At 34.2% G+C, this 17,648-nt stretch carries 13 protein-coding genes; 2 read left to right on the forward strand and 11 right to left on the reverse strand.

Going from position 1 to position 17,648, the window contains the following annotated elements; translation table 11 throughout:
* Positions 1-27: 27 nt before the first annotated feature.
* The 6 genes from BUB80_RS03130 to BUB80_RS03155 form a co-directional block, all read right to left on the reverse strand.
* The gene (locus tag BUB80_RS03130; RefSeq protein ID WP_073290862.1) at positions 28-381 is read right to left on the reverse strand and encodes an ISAon1 family transposase N-terminal region protein; all 354 of its coding nucleotides are present in this window, start codon (positions 379-381) and stop codon (positions 28-30) included.
* 395 nt (positions 382-776) lie between these two features.
* Positions 777-2,354 carry a recombinase family protein gene (locus BUB80_RS03135; protein WP_073290864.1) on the reverse strand — a complete coding sequence of 526 codons (1,578 nt, stop codon included), beginning with the start codon at positions 2,352-2,354 and terminating at the stop codon, positions 777-779.
* A 385-nt stretch (positions 2,355-2,739) separates the two neighbouring features.
* Positions 2,740-3,693, reverse strand: a complete 954-nt coding sequence (locus BUB80_RS03140) for a hypothetical protein (protein ID WP_073290865.1) — start codon at positions 3,691-3,693, stop codon at positions 2,740-2,742.
* Positions 3,690-6,932, reverse strand: a complete 3,243-nt coding sequence (locus BUB80_RS03145; RefSeq protein WP_083547017.1) for an AAA family ATPase — start codon at positions 6,930-6,932, stop codon at positions 3,690-3,692. The genes BUB80_RS03140 and BUB80_RS03145 overlap by 4 nt, the downstream gene beginning before the upstream one ends.
* Positions 6,929-7,576 carry a condensin complex protein MksE gene (locus BUB80_RS03150; protein WP_073290867.1) on the reverse strand — a complete coding sequence of 216 codons (648 nt, stop codon included), beginning with the start codon at positions 7,574-7,576 and terminating at the stop codon, positions 6,929-6,931. The genes BUB80_RS03145 and BUB80_RS03150 overlap by 4 nt, the downstream gene beginning before the upstream one ends.
* Positions 7,549-8,829: a hypothetical protein gene (locus tag BUB80_RS03155; protein WP_228433664.1), complete on the reverse strand. Its 1,281-nt coding sequence runs from the start codon at positions 8,827-8,829 to the stop codon at positions 7,549-7,551. The genes BUB80_RS03150 and BUB80_RS03155 overlap by 28 nt, the downstream gene beginning before the upstream one ends.
* 1,236 nt (positions 8,830-10,065) lie before the next feature.
* Between BUB80_RS03155 and BUB80_RS03165 the strand changes: the two genes are divergently transcribed.
* A complete protein-coding gene (locus BUB80_RS03165) occupies positions 10,066-10,515 on the forward strand; it encodes a hypothetical protein (protein ID WP_073290871.1) in 450 nt (149 codons plus the stop codon).
* On the forward strand, positions 10,515-11,525 hold the full coding sequence (locus tag BUB80_RS03170) for a serine/threonine-protein kinase (protein ID WP_073290873.1): 1,011 nt from the start codon (positions 10,515-10,517) through the stop codon (positions 11,523-11,525). The genes BUB80_RS03165 and BUB80_RS03170 overlap by 1 nt, the downstream gene beginning before the upstream one ends.
* A 188-nt stretch (positions 11,526-11,713) precedes the next feature.
* Here the strand turns inward: BUB80_RS03170 and BUB80_RS03175 are convergent, their stop codons facing one another.
* The 5 genes from BUB80_RS03175 to BUB80_RS03195 all read right to left on the reverse strand — a co-directional run bounded on the left by BUB80_RS03175 (position 11,714) and on the right by BUB80_RS03195 (position 17,615).
* Positions 11,714-13,804, reverse strand: coding sequence for an AAA family ATPase (locus BUB80_RS03175; RefSeq protein WP_073290875.1), 2,091 nt, complete (start codon positions 13,802-13,804; stop codon positions 11,714-11,716).
* 1 nt (position 13,805) lies between these two features.
* On the reverse strand, positions 13,806-14,252 hold the full coding sequence (locus BUB80_RS03180; protein WP_073290877.1) for a hypothetical protein: 447 nt from the start codon (positions 14,250-14,252) through the stop codon (positions 13,806-13,808).
* Positions 14,245-15,375 (reverse strand): hypothetical protein, encoded by a 1,131-nt coding sequence (locus tag BUB80_RS03185; RefSeq protein ID WP_073290878.1) that lies wholly within the window; start codon positions 15,373-15,375, stop codon positions 14,245-14,247. Before BUB80_RS03185 ends, BUB80_RS03180 begins: the two co-directional genes overlap by 8 nt.
* A 2-nt stretch (positions 15,376-15,377) precedes the next feature.
* Positions 15,378-16,400, reverse strand: coding sequence for a ComEC/Rec2 family competence protein (locus tag BUB80_RS03190; RefSeq protein ID WP_073290880.1), 1,023 nt, complete (start codon positions 16,398-16,400; stop codon positions 15,378-15,380).
* Between the two features lie 345 nt (positions 16,401-16,745).
* Positions 16,746-17,615: a DUF4238 domain-containing protein gene (locus tag BUB80_RS03195; protein WP_073290881.1), complete on the reverse strand. Its 870-nt coding sequence runs from the start codon at positions 17,613-17,615 to the stop codon at positions 16,746-16,748.
* Between the last annotated feature and the right edge of the window lie 33 nt (positions 17,616-17,648).

The raw sequence follows: 17,648 nt of genomic DNA on the forward strand, positions 1-17,648 counted from the left end.
TCACCAATGGTTTTGCAGGGAAGCGCTTTAGTATCGGCTGATTTTTTTTAAGAACTCAGCAAAATCTTGTGTCATGCGGGTTCCTTTGGCAATAAGATTCCAATCTCGTTGGATGATGTTTCCTGTTTTAATATCAGTCCATCTTCTGCGTTTGATATGGAGTTTTACTGTTTTTCCGCGAAGAGGAAAATCATCTACCATAATTTCAGGAACAAATCCTTTTGACTGTAATAGGAGCGAAGAAAATTCTTTTGGAGCTGTATTTTTCTCTTCAAAGTAAATATGTAGAATTTGGTTTTCTTCTTCAAATTTTACAATCTCAAAATATTCAATCAAGAGTTCAGGTAAAAATAATTTAAGCAGTTCGGCATCATTTAACATTATACAAAAATATCATTTTTTATTTTCTCCCCAACTTTTGAGACTGATCCTATTTTTCACCCTTTTACCTTATTTTCTAAAGCAAAAATTTTTTCTTAAAAAACCAATATTTTATCTTTTTTAGTCAATTTTTCGATTAAATCTCCATATTATTGCTACGAACCTGACAGGATTCGAACCTTATGAGAAATATTAAATAATTGAAAATCAAATAAATACAAAAATCTATTTTTTTATGTAGAACGAAAAGTTCGAAAAGATAATACCATCAAGTTATCTATACAGGATTCCGAACATTCAGACATAATACAAAACACTGTTTTTCAATACTTTATATAAAGTAAATTTAATAAATCAGCTTTACTCTGAAAAATCAAAAACTAATCAATTAATTTTTAGATATTTTTCAAGTTTTGTTCATACCCTAAAAAATATAATTCTTTAAAAAATTCAACTATCGCCTGGTCTGTCTGCTGACCATGGATTTCTTTTATTTTCGAAGCTGAAACAGTTAATCCAAATATGGTCTTAACACTTTCTGATAGCATTTCTTCAATATTCCCTTCTATTACCTTTACTTTCTCTGGAAAAAACAACCTGATAATTCTCTGTTTGGTTATAGTATCTGAATTTTCATAAAACTCCCCTAAGTGGTTAATTACGTAATCAGTTCCCTTTTCTGTATGTTTCTCTGCGACTATTTTTAAAGCCTGCTGTCTCAATTTATCAGTATTATCTTTTAAAGATTCCTGGCAACAACTTCTTATTAGTATATAATCATCATAGTCAATATTTCCGTCTGAAAATAGCTTTTGTGCATTGAATCCCCTATCAATTAATTTTTCCATTTCTTTCTTTATCTCCTCTTTTTTCTGAATATAATCATTATGTTCTTCACCATAAATTTCCTTTGAGATACTATTAGCAAGTTCTAAAAATGGTTCTACCACTCTATTCTTCTTAAGGAATGAAAGAAAATTCAAATTGATAAGGTAAGCTCTTACCCGGTATGGACAACGCCCCGTACAGTGATAATAATAGTATTTTTTAGTATGTCCCTGCGACCCACTTCCTGTAAGCGTATTTCCACAATTAGGACATTGTAGGACACCTCTAAAAATTAAATTTTCATTAGCTATCCTTTTGGAAGTTAGTTTTTTAGGATGGTTTAAATCTGCGTCTTTTATTATTCTTTGAACATGATCAAATAAAACGACAGGTATAAGACGCTCATGAGTACCCTCAACAATTCTTTCAGCTTTATCTTCGAATGCCGGAATTTTTATTTTACCACAATAAATAGGATTTCTTACCAGCCGGTAAAAAGCACTTCTACTGCAATTAAGTCCATTTGATACCGCATCCTTGTATATTTCAGTTAAACAATATTTATTTTGTCTCACTATAGCTGTAAAAGCCTCACGGATAATATATGCTTCCGGTTCGTAGAGGGCTATATATTTTTTTCCATCAGATGTGATTTTATTTCTATATCCTAGAGGAGCTTTGTTGATCCATCTTCCTTCCAGTCTTGCTTTTTGCATTCCCAAACGTACATTACGGCTTCTTTTATCGTTTTCTACTTCAGAAGTAGCCCAATACATTGCCAACATAATTTTACTTTCCGGGATTGAGAAGTCTATCTGCTGTTCAATTGCCTGAATGGAGACTTTCATATTCTGCAATCTTTCTAACATCTTGTAAGCGTCCATAATATTGCGGCTGAATCGATCCCAATAAGTAAAGAGAATAAGTGAAGATTGGTTCTTAGTGAGCTTAAGTTCAGCGAACAGCTTGTTCCACTCCGGTCGGTTAAATGTTTTTGCAGAATAGTCTTCGAAAATAGTTTTGGTAACAATAAGATTGTGATCTTTACAATAATGCACAAGCCGATCCAACTGGCTGCGTTGGGAATATCCTTTTACAGCCTGTTCATCAGTACTAACTCGTATGTACAGATAAACGGCTTGCATGGCGTGGGTATTATTATAAAATCCTTTATTGTATTTAAAAACTCTTATATATTTAAACGAAAAACAGAACAATTTATTTGACGAGGTTATATACATGTTTTGACAAATAGATTTTACGCTTCGATCATATTCTGTCTTACTGGATAATAGCATGATTTATATTTATTGCAGAATCATGGCAGTAATTTGAAAAGAATTAAAATAGTGGAATTTTATGCTATTCTGAATAGGATAGTTCGGATCTGTGTAGAGATTACCACCTAATGCAATTAAATATTATTAATCAATGACTTAATGAAAAAAAAATTGTCTACCACGAATTTGCCACAACTCCTTATATTGGTTAAAACATACAAAATCTTAACAAACTAAAACTAATGAGTCATTAGTTTCTACACGCGAATATTAAATATTCTATTAAATCAATAGATTCTTCCTCAATCCATTCATCTTTTGAAATAAGCGAATCAATTACCTCAATCTGCCCAATCGTAAAATGAGACTGGTCAAGTCCTGAAAATTGCTTTTCCTGACTCCATTTACTTTTGTGATGTTTTACCGCGACCGGTAATTTTTTAGCATTTTCAGGAGGTTCAATGAGTATTATATCTTTTCTCTTTTCTTTAAAGATATTTTTCACCTGGCAATAGATACCTAGACCGCTATAATCCCAGTCGCAAAAATAATAGATGGGCAGGCCTAGCTTATCCGCCGAAATGTCCACTAGGGGTTTAGTATTATTACCTCCAACATACCAAAGTTCAATGTTGTTATTTTTATATTCAACAGGTACTTTTAGGCAATCAAGATTTTCGCAAAGAACAATAATCTGTGGCTCCAGGCAGTCAACAACCCATCTCCATTGATGATTTTTTGGATCATTTTCAGGAAATGAATCTACTTCTAAAAGTTGCAGTATTGCTTTTTCCAAAGAAGGCTTATTCTCGATATACTTTGAGTTTTCTTTTCTAAAAAGCTCCGCTGAAAGCTTTTTCCTGGTAGTCATCCTTTTTTTGATCTCCTGTTTATTGTAAAAAACAAATATCAAAGCCTTCAGGTCTTGTTCAGTAAAATTTTTCTTGCTGTTATTTTCCAGCCCCGATTCCTCGAAAAACTTATTGTAATAGAGAAAAGTCTGCAAAAATTCATCTTCATAAAAAGCTTTGAACCTGGGCGAGGACTCCAGAACCAGATGATTGCCTGTTTGATACCTTATAAGCTTCTTTTGTGTAAAAATGATCCTTTGGATATAACTGTTATTCAGTATTTTTAACCTTGTTTTACCACCTACATATAATTCATGGAGGCCTCTCAAATATTTCCATTCTACTGTTCTCATACTGTTCCGTTTTCAAGTAGGCCAAATATTGGGACAGGATCATAATTTACCTCATCGTCCTCCACACTATTATGCAGCAGGTAGATATTCTGCTTAGCGGCATCTATCTTATGGGGAGATATTGACATGGAAATGATCTGATAATCATTGTCCTCAGCTATTTTATATAGCATGTCAAAGTTTTTGCCCAAACCGGCCACTTCATCAATGGCCATAAAACGGACTGCATGCTTGTCTTTACTGCCAGATTTTTTGTCAAGTAACGCTAACTTTGCTATACACAAAAGTGCAATTGCGGAATAGGTCTGACTGGTACTTCCGTCATTTTTCTTGCCGGAACTGTTTACCATTGAAAATTTAAGCCCATAATATGACTTGGGATTTAACAGCTCCTTAATTTTTGGTCTAAGGTTCCGGTCACCGCCCGAGCGGTAATAGGCCTCCTGAAGTTTATGGGTTAAGTTGTGATACTTTTCAAGCTCATTGGTAATTCCTTTCTCCTGTTCAAATAAAGTTCCATCAGAGCCAAGCTCACCGTCTTTTTTGATCTTCTCAACAAAGATCTTCATCCAGTCGGCTGAAAGTGAATTTTCTTTTATCTCAGCCAAGGTAGCCCTGTGACCGCCGGAGATTATTTTCTGATCATCGTTCAGAAAATTCCGGATGTTTCGTGCGGTGTATAACTGGGTACTGACCTCAAGCCAGACATCCTCAATGATCAGAGCCAGTTTATTCAGCTTACGGGAATTCAATTTCCTGTTCTTTAAGTTTATATCAGCAAGATATTTTCCTATTTTTTCAATAACATCCCGGTCCAGAATATTCTCGTCATTTAGAATTTCGGGAGGTAAGATCTCTGAACATAAATCCCTAAAATCCCCCGAATCTTCGAATCTTTTGATATTATTGTTTAAATTTTCCCCTGCAATGATATTATATTTGACGATATATTTATTTTCTGCTGCAGAACTATCTTCACGCAATTGCTCAACCTCCTCATATTGCCTGATCTTGGGAACATAGGCTGAAACAAAGAGTTCCGGACACTTACCGTACGCATCATTCCTTTTCGACTTTACTTCATTTATCAGTCGATCCAGTTCTTTGATCCTTTCTGAACCAGCATAATACTTCTCCTGATTTTTGTAAATTCCAAAAAAATTACCATAAAACTCCGCATTATCAGTATCATCCACCAGATCGCTGCTGGTCGCTCCCTGCCCAGAAACTTCAAAACGCCATTTACTTTTTATCTCTTCAACCTGTCCATCGGATATCACATCAATAAAAGATTTCTCCAGCTGCGATAGATTCGTCGATAAGGTTATCAACTCATTTTCTTTCTTTTTTAATGCTTTGTAGGTATTTTCATACTGCATGGCCTTTACCGGCACTTCACTATCACCTACTAAATTGAAATGATCGAGTAGCTCATCTTTCTTTAACGCAAACAGTTCATGGGACTGTAATTGCACATCCAGCTCCCACTTTGCCCCCCAGGCTTTAACATATTCATCGGCATCTCCAAGTTCTTCAAGAATCCCGTAAAGAACACTTAAATCTGCTAAACTCTTTTCTAAACCCTCTATATCCTTAGCGATGTTACTGGTCTGGACCTCAAAATATTTCTTGATGTCATCTTTGTTTCCGGTATTGAACACAGGTTCGAAATCCGTTGAAATAAATTCAAGAACACCATGGAGATTTAGCCAGAACCCAAGCTCGTCTTCCCTATGAACCAGAATCTCCCCATGGATCAATATCTCCGGCGAGGGAAGATATCTGTACCGCTTATCCTGCGGTTCATCGACCCGGATGTCCTGATTCTGGAACATCCTGATGATCCCTTCCTGTCTCTGATCTAAAACACGGTCTGTTTCAAGAGCCCATCGGGCAACAGAAGTGGCTTCATTTAGGTTGTTCAGGGACCGAAGCTTATTTTTAAATTCGATTTCCTGTTTCACCAGGTCACAACTGTGCTGTATCTGTACCAGCACTGCTTTTCCCGAATAATTAGCGAGCAGGTTTGTTGATATCTTGTTCTTTTGAATCTGCGCTTCAAGTTCATTTATCCTTCGGATATTATCCTTGGATTCCTGATAGCTGTCGTATTTGTCCAAAATTTGTTCAGCAGAAATATCCAGCTCCTCCAGCCAGCGCAGGAAATCACCTCTTTTCCTGCTTTTATTGGTCCATTCCTTTGACTGAACAAGAGCATCCTCAACCCGTTCCTCCATTACAGGTTGCTGCTGGGCTATTTCCTCAAGCTTTTTTAAAAGAACAGTTTCAAGTAATGGAAGTAGCCTGTTGCTTTCATCATATTTTAGTATTAATTCTTCGAGTTCCTTAAGTAGACCATCTTGTTGCTGGCCCTGGAAATCATACTCGGCTTCTAAATAGTCTTTAAAAAGACGCTCCTTTACAACCTTCAGATCGAGCAGATCACTGAGTTTCTGCTGCTTAATTTTAAGCTTGTCTATTTCCGCGACATTATCCTGAAACTGCTTCTCATCACCCTGCAGCTCCTCAACCGTGGTTTCAAACCTGTTATAAAATTCTTTTTCTTTCTCATCACCGAACAGAAAAGACTGCAGGCTGCCACTCTTATCCATATCCAGCGATTCCCGCGAAAAAGCCTGAACGATCCTTGCGTAATTATGCAATGCCTGGTTACTGATCGAAAGATCAAGCGGCAGAATATCATTGTTAAATAAAATCTTATGGTAGGTCTGGGTTCTCTCCCAGCTTTCACAGGTCAGATTAAAATTATCACTGATATGGTCTCGTAGTTCATTGATGGGTAAAATGGAATTATCCCGCTGGAATTCAGCGACACCGAGCAGCTGGCCAAAGGTTGCCAGCGTCGTATCGGCTTCAAAATTATTTCCCTGCTGGACAATGAACATCTCTGCCGCGCCCGAACTTTCAAGATATATACCGACGATCACATATTGGTACTTTTTGAGCTCAATGCTCAAAAATGCATATCCCATATCCGTACCCTTTCCCCCGGATCGTAATACCAGGGTCTTAGCCTCCCTGGGACCACTGCCTTTGGTGGGGGAATGGAAATAACTCACTCCAACAAAGATCAGCTGAAGTAGATCGGAAATCATACTTTTACCGGCGCCCCCTTCCCCGACAAAATCCGTTCTGAAAGGACCGAACTCATAGTCAAAGTGCTGATGCCTGATGATCCCTAATGTTGACAGTCTTCTTATTCGCGGATAATCTTTCATTTCAGTTCATTTAACGTGTTATCAATATCCAGAATGTATTCCTCATAAATCTTTATCAACCTATCAAATGCCGGTAGCACGGTGAATTCATCGCCTTCCAAGATCAGCCATCCGATCTTTTTGAACTCGATCAGAGCTGACTGTACCGTGGAATCCAGCATCGCGTCATTTACATTGCCCGGACCGATATTTTTTGATTTTGCGATCAAATAATAAATGCCCCTTTTATAATCATCATAGTCGATCCGGATCTTTTCCTTTAGTCGCTGGACAGAGTCGAGCAATAAATCATTGTCAATATATACGATTTTATAAAGTATAAAGCCGATGATCACATATTCACTTTTAAGTATATTCCGGTGCCTGGAGGAAATTTTCCCACGGTCATTTCCATAGAAATCCAAGTAAAAATAATTATCCGGACTCTCGCCCCCCTCACTCAGGCGCACACCAAAAAAATTATGGTAATAATTCACGAGACTTTTCATATTCCGCTGTATATAGGCGAAATATCTGGTCTGGCTCCCGCTATCCTGAAAATGCACGCCATCCTTCAGTTGATAATCAATTGTGGCAAAAATTTCCCGTGCTTCCTCATCATAGAGGAAATCGAGCATTATGTCCTGATAATTGACATTTTCCATAATCCAATATTTTTATGTTCAGAATCTCTCTGCAGAGTTTTTTCTGTTAACAGTTTAAATTTACCCTCACTGGCATATACCTGCTTTATAACGTTGAACAAAACAGTTACCGCGATCTGGCTGCTCTGGGAATCTCTCAGGATCTCAAAAAAATAGGCTGATAATCTGATCTCGCCTTTTAATTCAAGCTCCGCAAATATCAGTTTCTCCCACTTGCCGATAACTTCCATCTCCCGGATTTCCCTTTTGACCCTTTCTACATTCTCCTGTATGATTTCCTCATTTTGAACATATGTTTTTCTTTCCTTCGGCTTTGGTGGAAACAGCTCCTTATCTCTGCTTACAATAGTAAATTCAGGTGTATCGATGTGCAGTTGTGGTGGCTTAATGTTTCCGGGAAAAACAATATTCCTATTCTCCAAAACACTTTCATTCAGAAGATGGATTATAAATTTCTCTACTTTTGAACTAAACGAAGGCTTATTCAATGTGGAAAATAATTTGCGGACCTTGGGTTGAATACGGTCTAATTTCCGGTCGAGTGAATTGAGCCTGTCATTGATGTATCTCAGGCACGCATGAACCTCCAAGATCAGATCATTGATTACCGGATCGGTAAAATCTATATTATCCAAGGTAGCACGGATATTATTGGTTTCTGAATACGCCGAACGGAGCTCCTGCACATGTGCTTGCGATTGTGACAACCGCTCCTGTGTGGCTACAAGTACATCAATAAAACTATGATCCGAAAAATTCGTCTCATTTTTTAAATCCTCAACGGACAGCACAATCTGACGGTCCAAAAAATCAAGCTGCTCCCTGAGGTCCGGTTCAAATTTTTTAAACGTTACCTCGAGCCAGAATCTGGGATCATCCGAATTTTTGAGTGTTGAACTCAGATGGGAACATATCTGCTGGATTCTTGTGGGGTTAAATGCGCCCTTCAGCGTATCCTTTGCATGCAGACAGAATTTATTGGCATAATCCTTAAAATAATACTTTTGCTTTTCCTGGTCATAATCCAAAAAATATTCCTGAAGATCCATAATATGACCACTGTACACTTCTTTGGGATACCGCATATTGGTCTGATAAATTTCCTCAAATGCCGTATGGATATCTTTTTCGGAGAACTTGTCGTCATCAAATTCCTTATTGACAATTCTCTCATAGAGTATGACAATCGCCATTCCCACCTCTTTTGAAGGAAAAAGAAGTTTATAGGTTTCGTTCTCACTGAGAACCCGCACAAAGTTGAAATCAGGTTTTAAATTTTCACTCAAATGGCTAAAAAAAGTATTAGTAATAGATTAAAAAAGATGTTCTTAAACAAATATATTAAAAACAAAAAGTAAAGTATTACGGCTATCCATTTTTATTATCAACAAATTTTGAGTATCAAAAATATTTAATTGATTGAAAATTCACCGATTAGCCTCAGCACACCCTCTTTCATCTATAAAAGGTATTAACTTTAAGTAACGATAATCCGTTTATTTTTGAAGTGCATATGTACGTTGCGTATTATACCTGTCAATGTGCAATCCCATGTTAAAAAAATCAAAGGCATTCACCGGCTTGCCATCTTTACGCCAAAATTCGATCCAGCTCTTATCAGGACCGCGAGTTATTCTGATTTCATGGCTAATGCGAATCCCGATTCCAGAAGAACTGTGTTTCAAGGCATCAATGATCATTAGGATTATAAAGTTCTGTAACTGGCATTTCATGCCATTAATTTCAAAAAAAATAAGAATGTACTTTTATGGTAATCCGTAAAGTAAAATTTTTAGTAATTATTTTTATCCAGGCATCGAGGTAAGTTTTTCAATCATTAGGGCGTCCCCTTCGGGCGGGCTTTTCCTTTCAATCTTTTCAGTATTGGCAAGTTCTAAAAATGGTTCTAAAATAGTGGATTTTATGCTATTCTGAAGAGGATGGTTCGGATCTGTGTAGAGATTACCACCTAAAAAATTTCAGCCCGTGGTATATTAAAAGAATTTCTAGCATTAGGTTTTTCATATCATGACGGACCAGCATCACTTATATAATTAAAGATATGGAGCATACGCTCAATGTCACTGTAAGAAGTCGGCAAATAGGATATTGGCATATTCGTCATTATAATTCCTCACCAGACAATTAAAGATCATTCTTTCTTATTTTACCAGTACGGTTTCAAATTGTAGGACAGCAAATAATAGCTCATCATCAGTTACGTTTAGATTTTTTCTGAATAGGGTAAATTCCATAGCTTTTCCGGGATTGATGTTGAATTAAATCATTTTTACAGTTTAAATTAATATTAATGCAAAAATAGATTAGGCTAGTCATAACTTTATCTAAGGAGATATCAATATACTCTTCAAAGAGTAATTGAAGATACTTGTTGGCTTTTACGGGAAACCATAGAATATCATAATATTATGTTTTGTATATTTGGAATTGACTAACCATGCATTTATAACCAAAATACTCAATTTTATATGACGATAGCATTCACTTTTACTACTAATGATTTCGAATATGTGGCTTTAGAGGGAACAATGGATCAGCCAATATTACATACAAAAGGGAAAATTGTTTTGCCTGCTAACTATACAGTTCCCCAAACCGTCGAATGGTTTGAAAATGAATTAGAATTATTATTGAATAATTTACAACCTAATACTGTTAACTACCGCTTGACTATAAACAATGTTACAAACAATTATGTAAGCAGTGTATATTATGGACAAGCCATATTGAACCTGTTGTGCCAGAAGAAAGGCATTGAAATTTTCCATGTAGCCCCAGCTTCGATCAAGCCTGGTAAATTCAATTTACCAAAAGAAACCAACGTTATTAATTATATTGAAGGTTTGTTAGGAAATCAATCTGCTCCTTGGGATAAGAGTATTAAAACTACCGCATTAATGGCGTTAATGACTCGATAATGGATATAGGGAAATTTACATCAATTGGATTAATTGGTGAAGGAAACTTTGGTAGTGTTCTTAGGGTACAAGATAATTTATTAAATGCGGAAAGGGCATTAAAAATTGTTCGCGTAGACAACGCAGATGGATTTGTAGATGCAATGAATGAAGCTCAAATTCTTGAAAGATGCCGGCATAATAATATTGTTGATATTAAAGAAATGGATATTCATGAAATAGAGGGAAATCATTATCCTTGTATTATTACCGAATATTTACGAAATGGGAGTGTTCAGAGTTATCTCGAGGGAAATTTTATAACCACACACAAAGCAATACAAATTATTATCGAATCCCTACAGGGACTAGAGCATGCTCATACTCAAGGAATCTTCCATAGAGATATTAAGCCCGGAAATATTTTGTTTTCGGACCAGTGGCAAGCAAAATTATCTGATTTCGGACTAGCATATGGACTCGCACATCAAACCTTTAGTTTTGCGGGTTATAATTCTCATTTACCTCCAGAGGTTTTAGAAGGAGATGCACAGGATGGGGTAAGTGATCTTTACTCTATGGGGATCACATTTTTTAGACTGTTAAATAATATGTCCACATTACCAAGGCCATATACTAATGATGCTTTATGGTTAAAAGACTTAAAGAAGGAAAAATTTCCTCAAAGAGTATTTGCACCACATATTCCTGATGAAATTATAAAAGTTGTAAAGAAATCAATTAGGGCGGATCGGGACAAGCGATTTCAAAATTGCTTACAATTTCGGCAGGCTCTACAAAAAGTTCCTTTAGCCATTGAATGGCATGCAGTGGATGAAAACCACTGGAAAGGAATTTACAAAGGGATAGAGTATTCAATAGAGCTATACCTCAAAAACAAGACATTCTCTATAGATTTTAAACGTAAGGGAAGAAAAATAAAGGATAGGTGTTGTAAAGGTATAAGAGATTTGGATAAGGCATCAAAGGAATTTTTTAATATTATTAGGGAGACAACAGTCAAAATTTAATTTTATCAAAGAAAAATTGTATGTATTTCAGCTTAAATCTAGGGATAACATAACCCTAGATTTAGGCTTCTATAATAAGTAATGCTATTTAATACTAACATCATGATTGTATTCCTCGCCTATTTTTTGTGATATTAATTATTAAGACAACTATAACATAGCATAATGTTAATTTTTGATTATTAAAATCAAGAATTCAATGGCTGAATACACTTGTCTTTTCTATTATTTCCATCAATCATATTTAATTTATAATCCTTTCCTTCGACTAGGCCAGCGTTTGTGAGCATTGTTATTAAATTAATTTCTTTTTCATTACCTCCCTCTTGTTCATCTTTAACTTTATCTTCTTTAGAAATTGCCACTATAATCTGCCTATTTTTAATATTTGAGGCTTCTTTTAGCAATTCTTGTAAATCTGCTGATGCCATTGCATGTTGCCCAGGTTCATCCAAAACCAATATTCCAAGATGATATTTTGCTTTGACCAAAAGAGACATGTAAAAGGCCCATTGAGCTCTAATAAAATCGCTGGCAGAAGATACCAATCTTATCGGCTGCGATGTTGTCATTCCTACAACACTAGCAACCGGAAATAACTTATTAGGTTCCTCTTTGGCAATGAATATACGATCCATAATTTCACCAGAATATCCAAATGTTGATAAATATTGCTTAAAAGAATTTTTAAAACTAACAATCTTATCTTCATCTACTTTTTTATTTGCCATTAGATGATCTTTTCTACTTTTAATGGCTCTTAGTTGTTTGGAAATTTGAACAAGGTCACCTTTAAATTTTTCAAACTGAATACTAATTTTCCGTAGTTTATTCAATTCAAATTTTAATTGCATTTCTTCTCCAATTGCTGTTCTAGAAGGGATCCTTTGATCCTCAACCACTTCTTTGTTTAATTCTGTAAGTTTAATTTGTAAATCTTGAATCTGTTCGCTATAATAAATTAGTGTTTTGTCAAACCGTTCCAATAAATTAGCTGAACTTTTAATATATGAGCTATACAAACTTCTTTCAGATTTATAAAAATCTAATGACTTTATTGAATTAACACGATCTACATTCTCAAGTTCTATATCAAAATTATGTAAGGATGAATTACAAACTGGGCAGTTTTCCACAGAACCTATTTTAAATGATTCTAGCTGACTAATTTTATTCAATCCATTCAATACTTCTATCTCTTTGTCCAGTTCTTCTAACCTTAATTTGTACTTATTGATTTTTATATCTTCATTTATTTTCTCTTTCTGAACAATTTTAAACTCATCCTTAAGGTGCGCTAAATTAGTCTCCGCATCTGCTAACTGATTTAAGAGATCTGGATTATTAACATTCCTTACATCATAAATGATTTGATTTTTGATATTTATTTTTTCTAACTGACTACCAATATTAGTTATACTATCATCAATTGTCGAATAACTACCATCTAAATTTTTAGTTTGCAATTTCAACTTTTCGATTTTCTTTGGAGAAAGTTCCAGAGAAAATATACTATTTAAATTGGCTGTTGAAAAATTATAAAAAGCAACCAGAGATTGAAATGTATCAACAGTATTATTCCATACCAATCTCAATTGTTTATCATCTTCCTTTAATTTATCTAATTCAAACTCCTCAAGTAATCCGCTTAAGCCTAAAGTGTATTCAACAATTTTTTGTTTTGCTTTTTTTGTACTAAAAGAAGGTACTTGAGCAAAGAAGTCAGACCAACCTTTGGTCTGTTCAACGAAAGAGCTTGCAAATATTTGTTGAAGATAAAGTATTTTTTGATTCCCATTTTCACCCTCAAACACGGGAATAGCAATTCCAGAAAAATCAGATAACCATTTATAAAATCCTTCAGAATGATCACTATCACCATTTGCATGAATGAACTTCTCTTCGGCCAGACCATCATTTATTTGAACGCTCAGCTTATTTATTTCATATCCATAAATTGATTTAATGGAACGTTTTATACATGCCACATCCCCTCTATCGTTACAAAGATGTAATTCAGCATAGGACTCGCTCACAGTAATATTAATATTATCGTATTTGAAACTACTTTTAAGACATTCCTTAAGGCCGTCAGAACTACCATAACTAGCCAGTTGCTCCAAACCTAAACAATAATATATACACGAAAGGATAGTTGACTTTCCACTTGAATTATCACCTGATATTATATTAAGCCCAGAATTGAAGCTATATTTAAAACCGAACTTCTTTCCTTCCTTATTTTCAACAATAGCTTGTATGGAATTTATTGTTATCATTTTACCAGATTAAATATTGATTTTTAAGTTCATCATTGGTCACTTCTACCGACCACTTTTTAATTTCATTTGAAAGCTCAGGCAAGATATTTTTATTCTCTATTTGATCAACTAAGTGCTTACCTTTTAATGATAATGAGAAACTTATTCCAGTTTGGGGGTTTTTAATTTCCAAAAGTTCCCTTTCAAAGGCTACTATTATTTTTTTTCGTAGTCCATCAGAAATATCCCAAGGTGACGAAAGTTGTACTGAAAGCTTTGAAACTGGTAAATTCTTCTTTAACGCATCAAAAATAAATGCTATTTTTTTCAGGGGTACTGATTTAGAGTTTCCAAAAATAGAATAATTCACAATTAGCAATATTATGATTATTGCTACTTCGTCATTTTCCCAATAGGCGTCTAAAATTTTAATTTTATTACCTTTAATTTTTAATTTCTCACTCATCTTCTGTAAAACTTAAACTACAATTTGCAATCCAATTACTAATTCCATAGAGTGCCAAAGTTTTAACTTCTGCAACATTTAACAATTCACCAATTTGATCTTTCAAATAATCTTCATATTCAGATATCATATTATTTAAACCTATTCGCGCCTCTTTTTTTGAATCTGCATCAATTTCTTTGTCAACCAAATTATATACTTTATACGCTTCGTCGTAACAGTCGAAAATACTTTGATTTTTTCTAAGTTCTGATGAAAGAAAAGTTTGACCGACTATTAACCTCTTAATTACATAGTTTTTCTTTTCTTCCAGTAATTTATCTTGATATACTTTCGGCAATTTTAGATTGATATAATCCAGTTGCGGCTTATTGATTGGTTCTTTCTCCCAATTTGAAATAGCTTCATCAGTTGTCTGGTCAATAATTGAGGTCAAGGAATTTTTACTTAATTTTTTATCATAATTGAGTAAAGTTGAATCTTGAGTTTTTAAGTCAAGACCAAGAATATCTATTGCGGTAACACTTGTAAACTTCAATTGCCCATCATTTCCATCGTTAGGTATTTCAATCATTACGCCGAAACAAATCAATTCGTCATGATTATCAAGAAACAAACCAGACCCGGACCATCCAGATAACCACGTGCTTCCAGTTTTAAATGAACTATTTATAAGTTTTTCCTTATCAATATCACAAAGAAACTTATGAATAGAATCTTGACAGACAACATTAAAACTTAGATTCTTCTGTAGTATGGGCTCATTGGCTGACTCATACTTTCCTCTAAACAAAAAAGAATGTTTGGGATTTCTAGGAATAGTATAGAAACAAGGACATAAATATAACGATAAATCTTCCTTTGAATTAAGTTTAAGGACAATTATATCATATTCTTTAGCATGATCAATATCTCCTAGACACTCTCTTACTCCGTGACAATTTCCTAAATAATCACTTACTGACCATTCTTCAAGGTTTGGAATTTCATCAAAATTTTTACCATATAAATTATGTCCAGCGGTTATACATAATAATTCTTCCCCCCAAGGAAATATAACTGAACCTCCAACATATTTTTCATTTTTTAAAATGAGACCTGTAGTTTTATTTAAATGTTCCATGGTCAAAATTTACTATCAAATTCTAGTTCTTCGATCTCCTTAAAAATTATATTTTTCTGTTCATCTTTCGTCAAGAGTTTGTCCTTATCTAGTGAATAATTAGAATAAATAGTGATCGATTCATCTTCATTTTTCCGACCATATGTAGCAATCAAAACTAAAGTTTCTCTTGAAGGATGATAATATGGACCACTACCATCTGTAGAAATTAAATATTTTGAACACCTTATACTTTTTAAAAGGTGTACAGTTGTATTATGTTTTGAACCGTGATGACTAATTTTTAGTAAATCTATTTCGCAGGGTTCGCTCTCATTACATTTTAGGTGTTCGCAAACTATATTAGGATTTGAATCTCCCAAAAACAATAACTGATTTCCTTTATATTTTAACAAAAATGCAATGGAGGAAGAATTTAATAAATCATCTTCCCATTTATGCGGTTGGGGCGGAGATTTTAAAATTTCTTCTTTTGATCGAAGCTTTTTATGGACATCTACACCAACTCTATCATTTGTTTGCAATTTCTGATTTAGGTACTCTTGATAAATCTTATTTGCGGTCCATTTTTCAATCAACATTGATAAAATATCTATACTAGGTGATAATATTACTAATTCTACATCACCAATTTTAAGAGTATTATCGCTTTCTACAAAAAGTGGTTTTGGAACAATTCCTCTTTCTTCCAATAGTATTTCGAGATTCACACCGTGTTTAATTCCAACCTTTTCTGAGGAATCTGGTGCAACTATAAGATTCGGAGTATTTAAAAATACGGTCAACTGTCTATTAAGAGGATGCTGTTTATCGCTTAACCATTTAAAAAATCCTCCGATATGATCATAATCTACATGGGTAATAATCACGAAATCATTTACCCCAAAATCACTGATTAATGGTCCAAGATAACGATAAGTACCTTCGAAGCCAAAATCGATTAATAAACGGTTTTTAATTTCTGATTCCCAAGTCATAAGGAAGCTATCACCCTTCCCAGCTTTAAAACATTTAAGATTAAGCATAGTAAAAAGCTTTACTTTGGAAGATTAAATTGATCATATGGCTTTTAGTTTGAGTGAAAAATACAAAAAAGATTTAAATTACAACAACTAATTTATGCTATTTTCAAAGAAGCAAATCTACTTTCCTAAATTTAATTTACCTTACTGGAAACCGTAATTCTAATGTCCCAGTCATATAATCATTGTAATTAATATTAAATTTTAACTTGGTCCATAAAAATATATATTTGAAATTTGACGAATACCTTTAAATGGAGGGCGGCGCAAGTTAGATTACTAAGAAATTGGCCCATTGTTCTCGACTCATTCAAATTGAAAATCCGAAAAGTCAATAAATTAAAATACCTAAATTGTAAGCTCTTCTCTTACCTGAAAAATAAAGGTTTTTAGGTAGTTCTCATTTTCACAGGCTAAGAATTTTCTAGAATATATAAAATTAGCTTTATTAATATCATAAATGTGAGTTGAGTCTAATGCATGAATCATTGACGATTGAGGACTCTTACTCCATTTGGTAGAAAATAATTGTAAATAAACTTTGCTGCTTAAAGCTAAGCCGATATATGCAATCTCTTTCACATCCGGATTAAAATAAACATTGATTTTATCCCTTACAGTTGCCGCTCCAAAATCTCCAAGCAAAAAATAATCATCGTTACTTTTTGGAACAGTCAAAATCCAGTTCATCTCGCCCATAGATTCTATTATGTGCTCGGCAAGTTCCTCATAATTATTAGTATTAGTGTACTTAATCTCATTATCAAAATTAAATGCTTTATAAAAATCTTCCTTAAGATCATCAATGGCATGTTCCATAATATCTTTCATTCCATTAAATATGCCATCGTCCATTCTTTTTTTATAATGAGGAGTCCTAAATTCACCAATTACGCCGTAACGGGCAAAATACATAAGTGCTGTGTCAAGCTCTTCAGAAAATTCTTTCGAATCTATAAATTCTCTTACAGTTTGCAAATGTCTGTCAAAATCCTTTTCAAATTTATCGTTCAGTTGATTTTCAATAGTGGTATAATCTATATTTTCGGATACTCGTCTAGTGTTAAGATTTCTTTCACTAAAAATATTACGCGTTCCATTACTTTTAAACAAATTATTTTGGTGTTTGTCATACAAATAAATACAGCCATCGTCTTTATTGAAAAAGTTCTTAATATGGATTTGAGATATATAATGATGGTTTTTGGGGATACTCATTTATCAATGTTTCAGTAAATATAGTTATATTTC

Source organism: Chryseobacterium polytrichastri (genome assembly GCF_900142445.1).
GTDB lineage: Bacteria > Bacteroidota > Bacteroidia > Flavobacteriales > Weeksellaceae > Chryseobacterium > Chryseobacterium polytrichastri.

Excerpts from the sequence above, each read along its gene's own strand:
- BUB80_RS03130 (WP_073290862.1), bottom strand. The coding sequence starts at position 381 with ATGTTAAATGATGCCGAACTGCTTAAATTATTTTTACCTGAACTCTTG.
- BUB80_RS03135 (WP_073290864.1), bottom strand. The coding sequence starts at position 2,354 with ATGCAAGCCGTTTATCTGTACATACGAGTTAGTACTGATGAACAGGCT.
- BUB80_RS03140 (WP_073290865.1), bottom strand. The coding sequence starts at position 3,693 with ATGAGAACAGTAGAATGGAAATATTTGAGAGGCCTCCATGAATTATAT.
- BUB80_RS03145 (WP_083547017.1), bottom strand. The coding sequence starts at position 6,932 with ATGAAAGATTATCCGCGAATAAGAAGACTGTCAACATTAGGGATCATC.
- BUB80_RS03150 (WP_073290867.1), bottom strand. The coding sequence starts at position 7,576 with ATGGAAAATGTCAATTATCAGGACATAATGCTCGATTTCCTCTATGAT.
- BUB80_RS03165 (WP_073290871.1), top strand. The coding sequence starts at position 10,066 with ATGACGATAGCATTCACTTTTACTACTAATGATTTCGAATATGTGGCT.
- BUB80_RS03170 (WP_073290873.1), top strand. The coding sequence starts at position 10,515 with ATGGATATAGGGAAATTTACATCAATTGGATTAATTGGTGAAGGAAAC.
- BUB80_RS03175 (WP_073290875.1), bottom strand. The coding sequence starts at position 13,804 with ATGATAACAATAAATTCCATACAAGCTATTGTTGAAAATAAGGAAGGA.
- BUB80_RS03180 (WP_073290877.1), bottom strand. The coding sequence starts at position 14,252 with ATGAGTGAGAAATTAAAAATTAAAGGTAATAAAATTAAAATTTTAGAC.
- BUB80_RS03185 (WP_073290878.1), bottom strand. The coding sequence starts at position 15,375 with ATGGAACATTTAAATAAAACTACAGGTCTCATTTTAAAAAATGAAAAA.
- BUB80_RS03190 (WP_073290880.1), bottom strand. The coding sequence starts at position 16,400 with ATGCTTAATCTTAAATGTTTTAAAGCTGGGAAGGGTGATAGCTTCCTT.
- BUB80_RS03195 (WP_073290881.1), bottom strand. The coding sequence starts at position 17,615 with ATGAGTATCCCCAAAAACCATCATTATATATCTCAAATCCATATTAAG.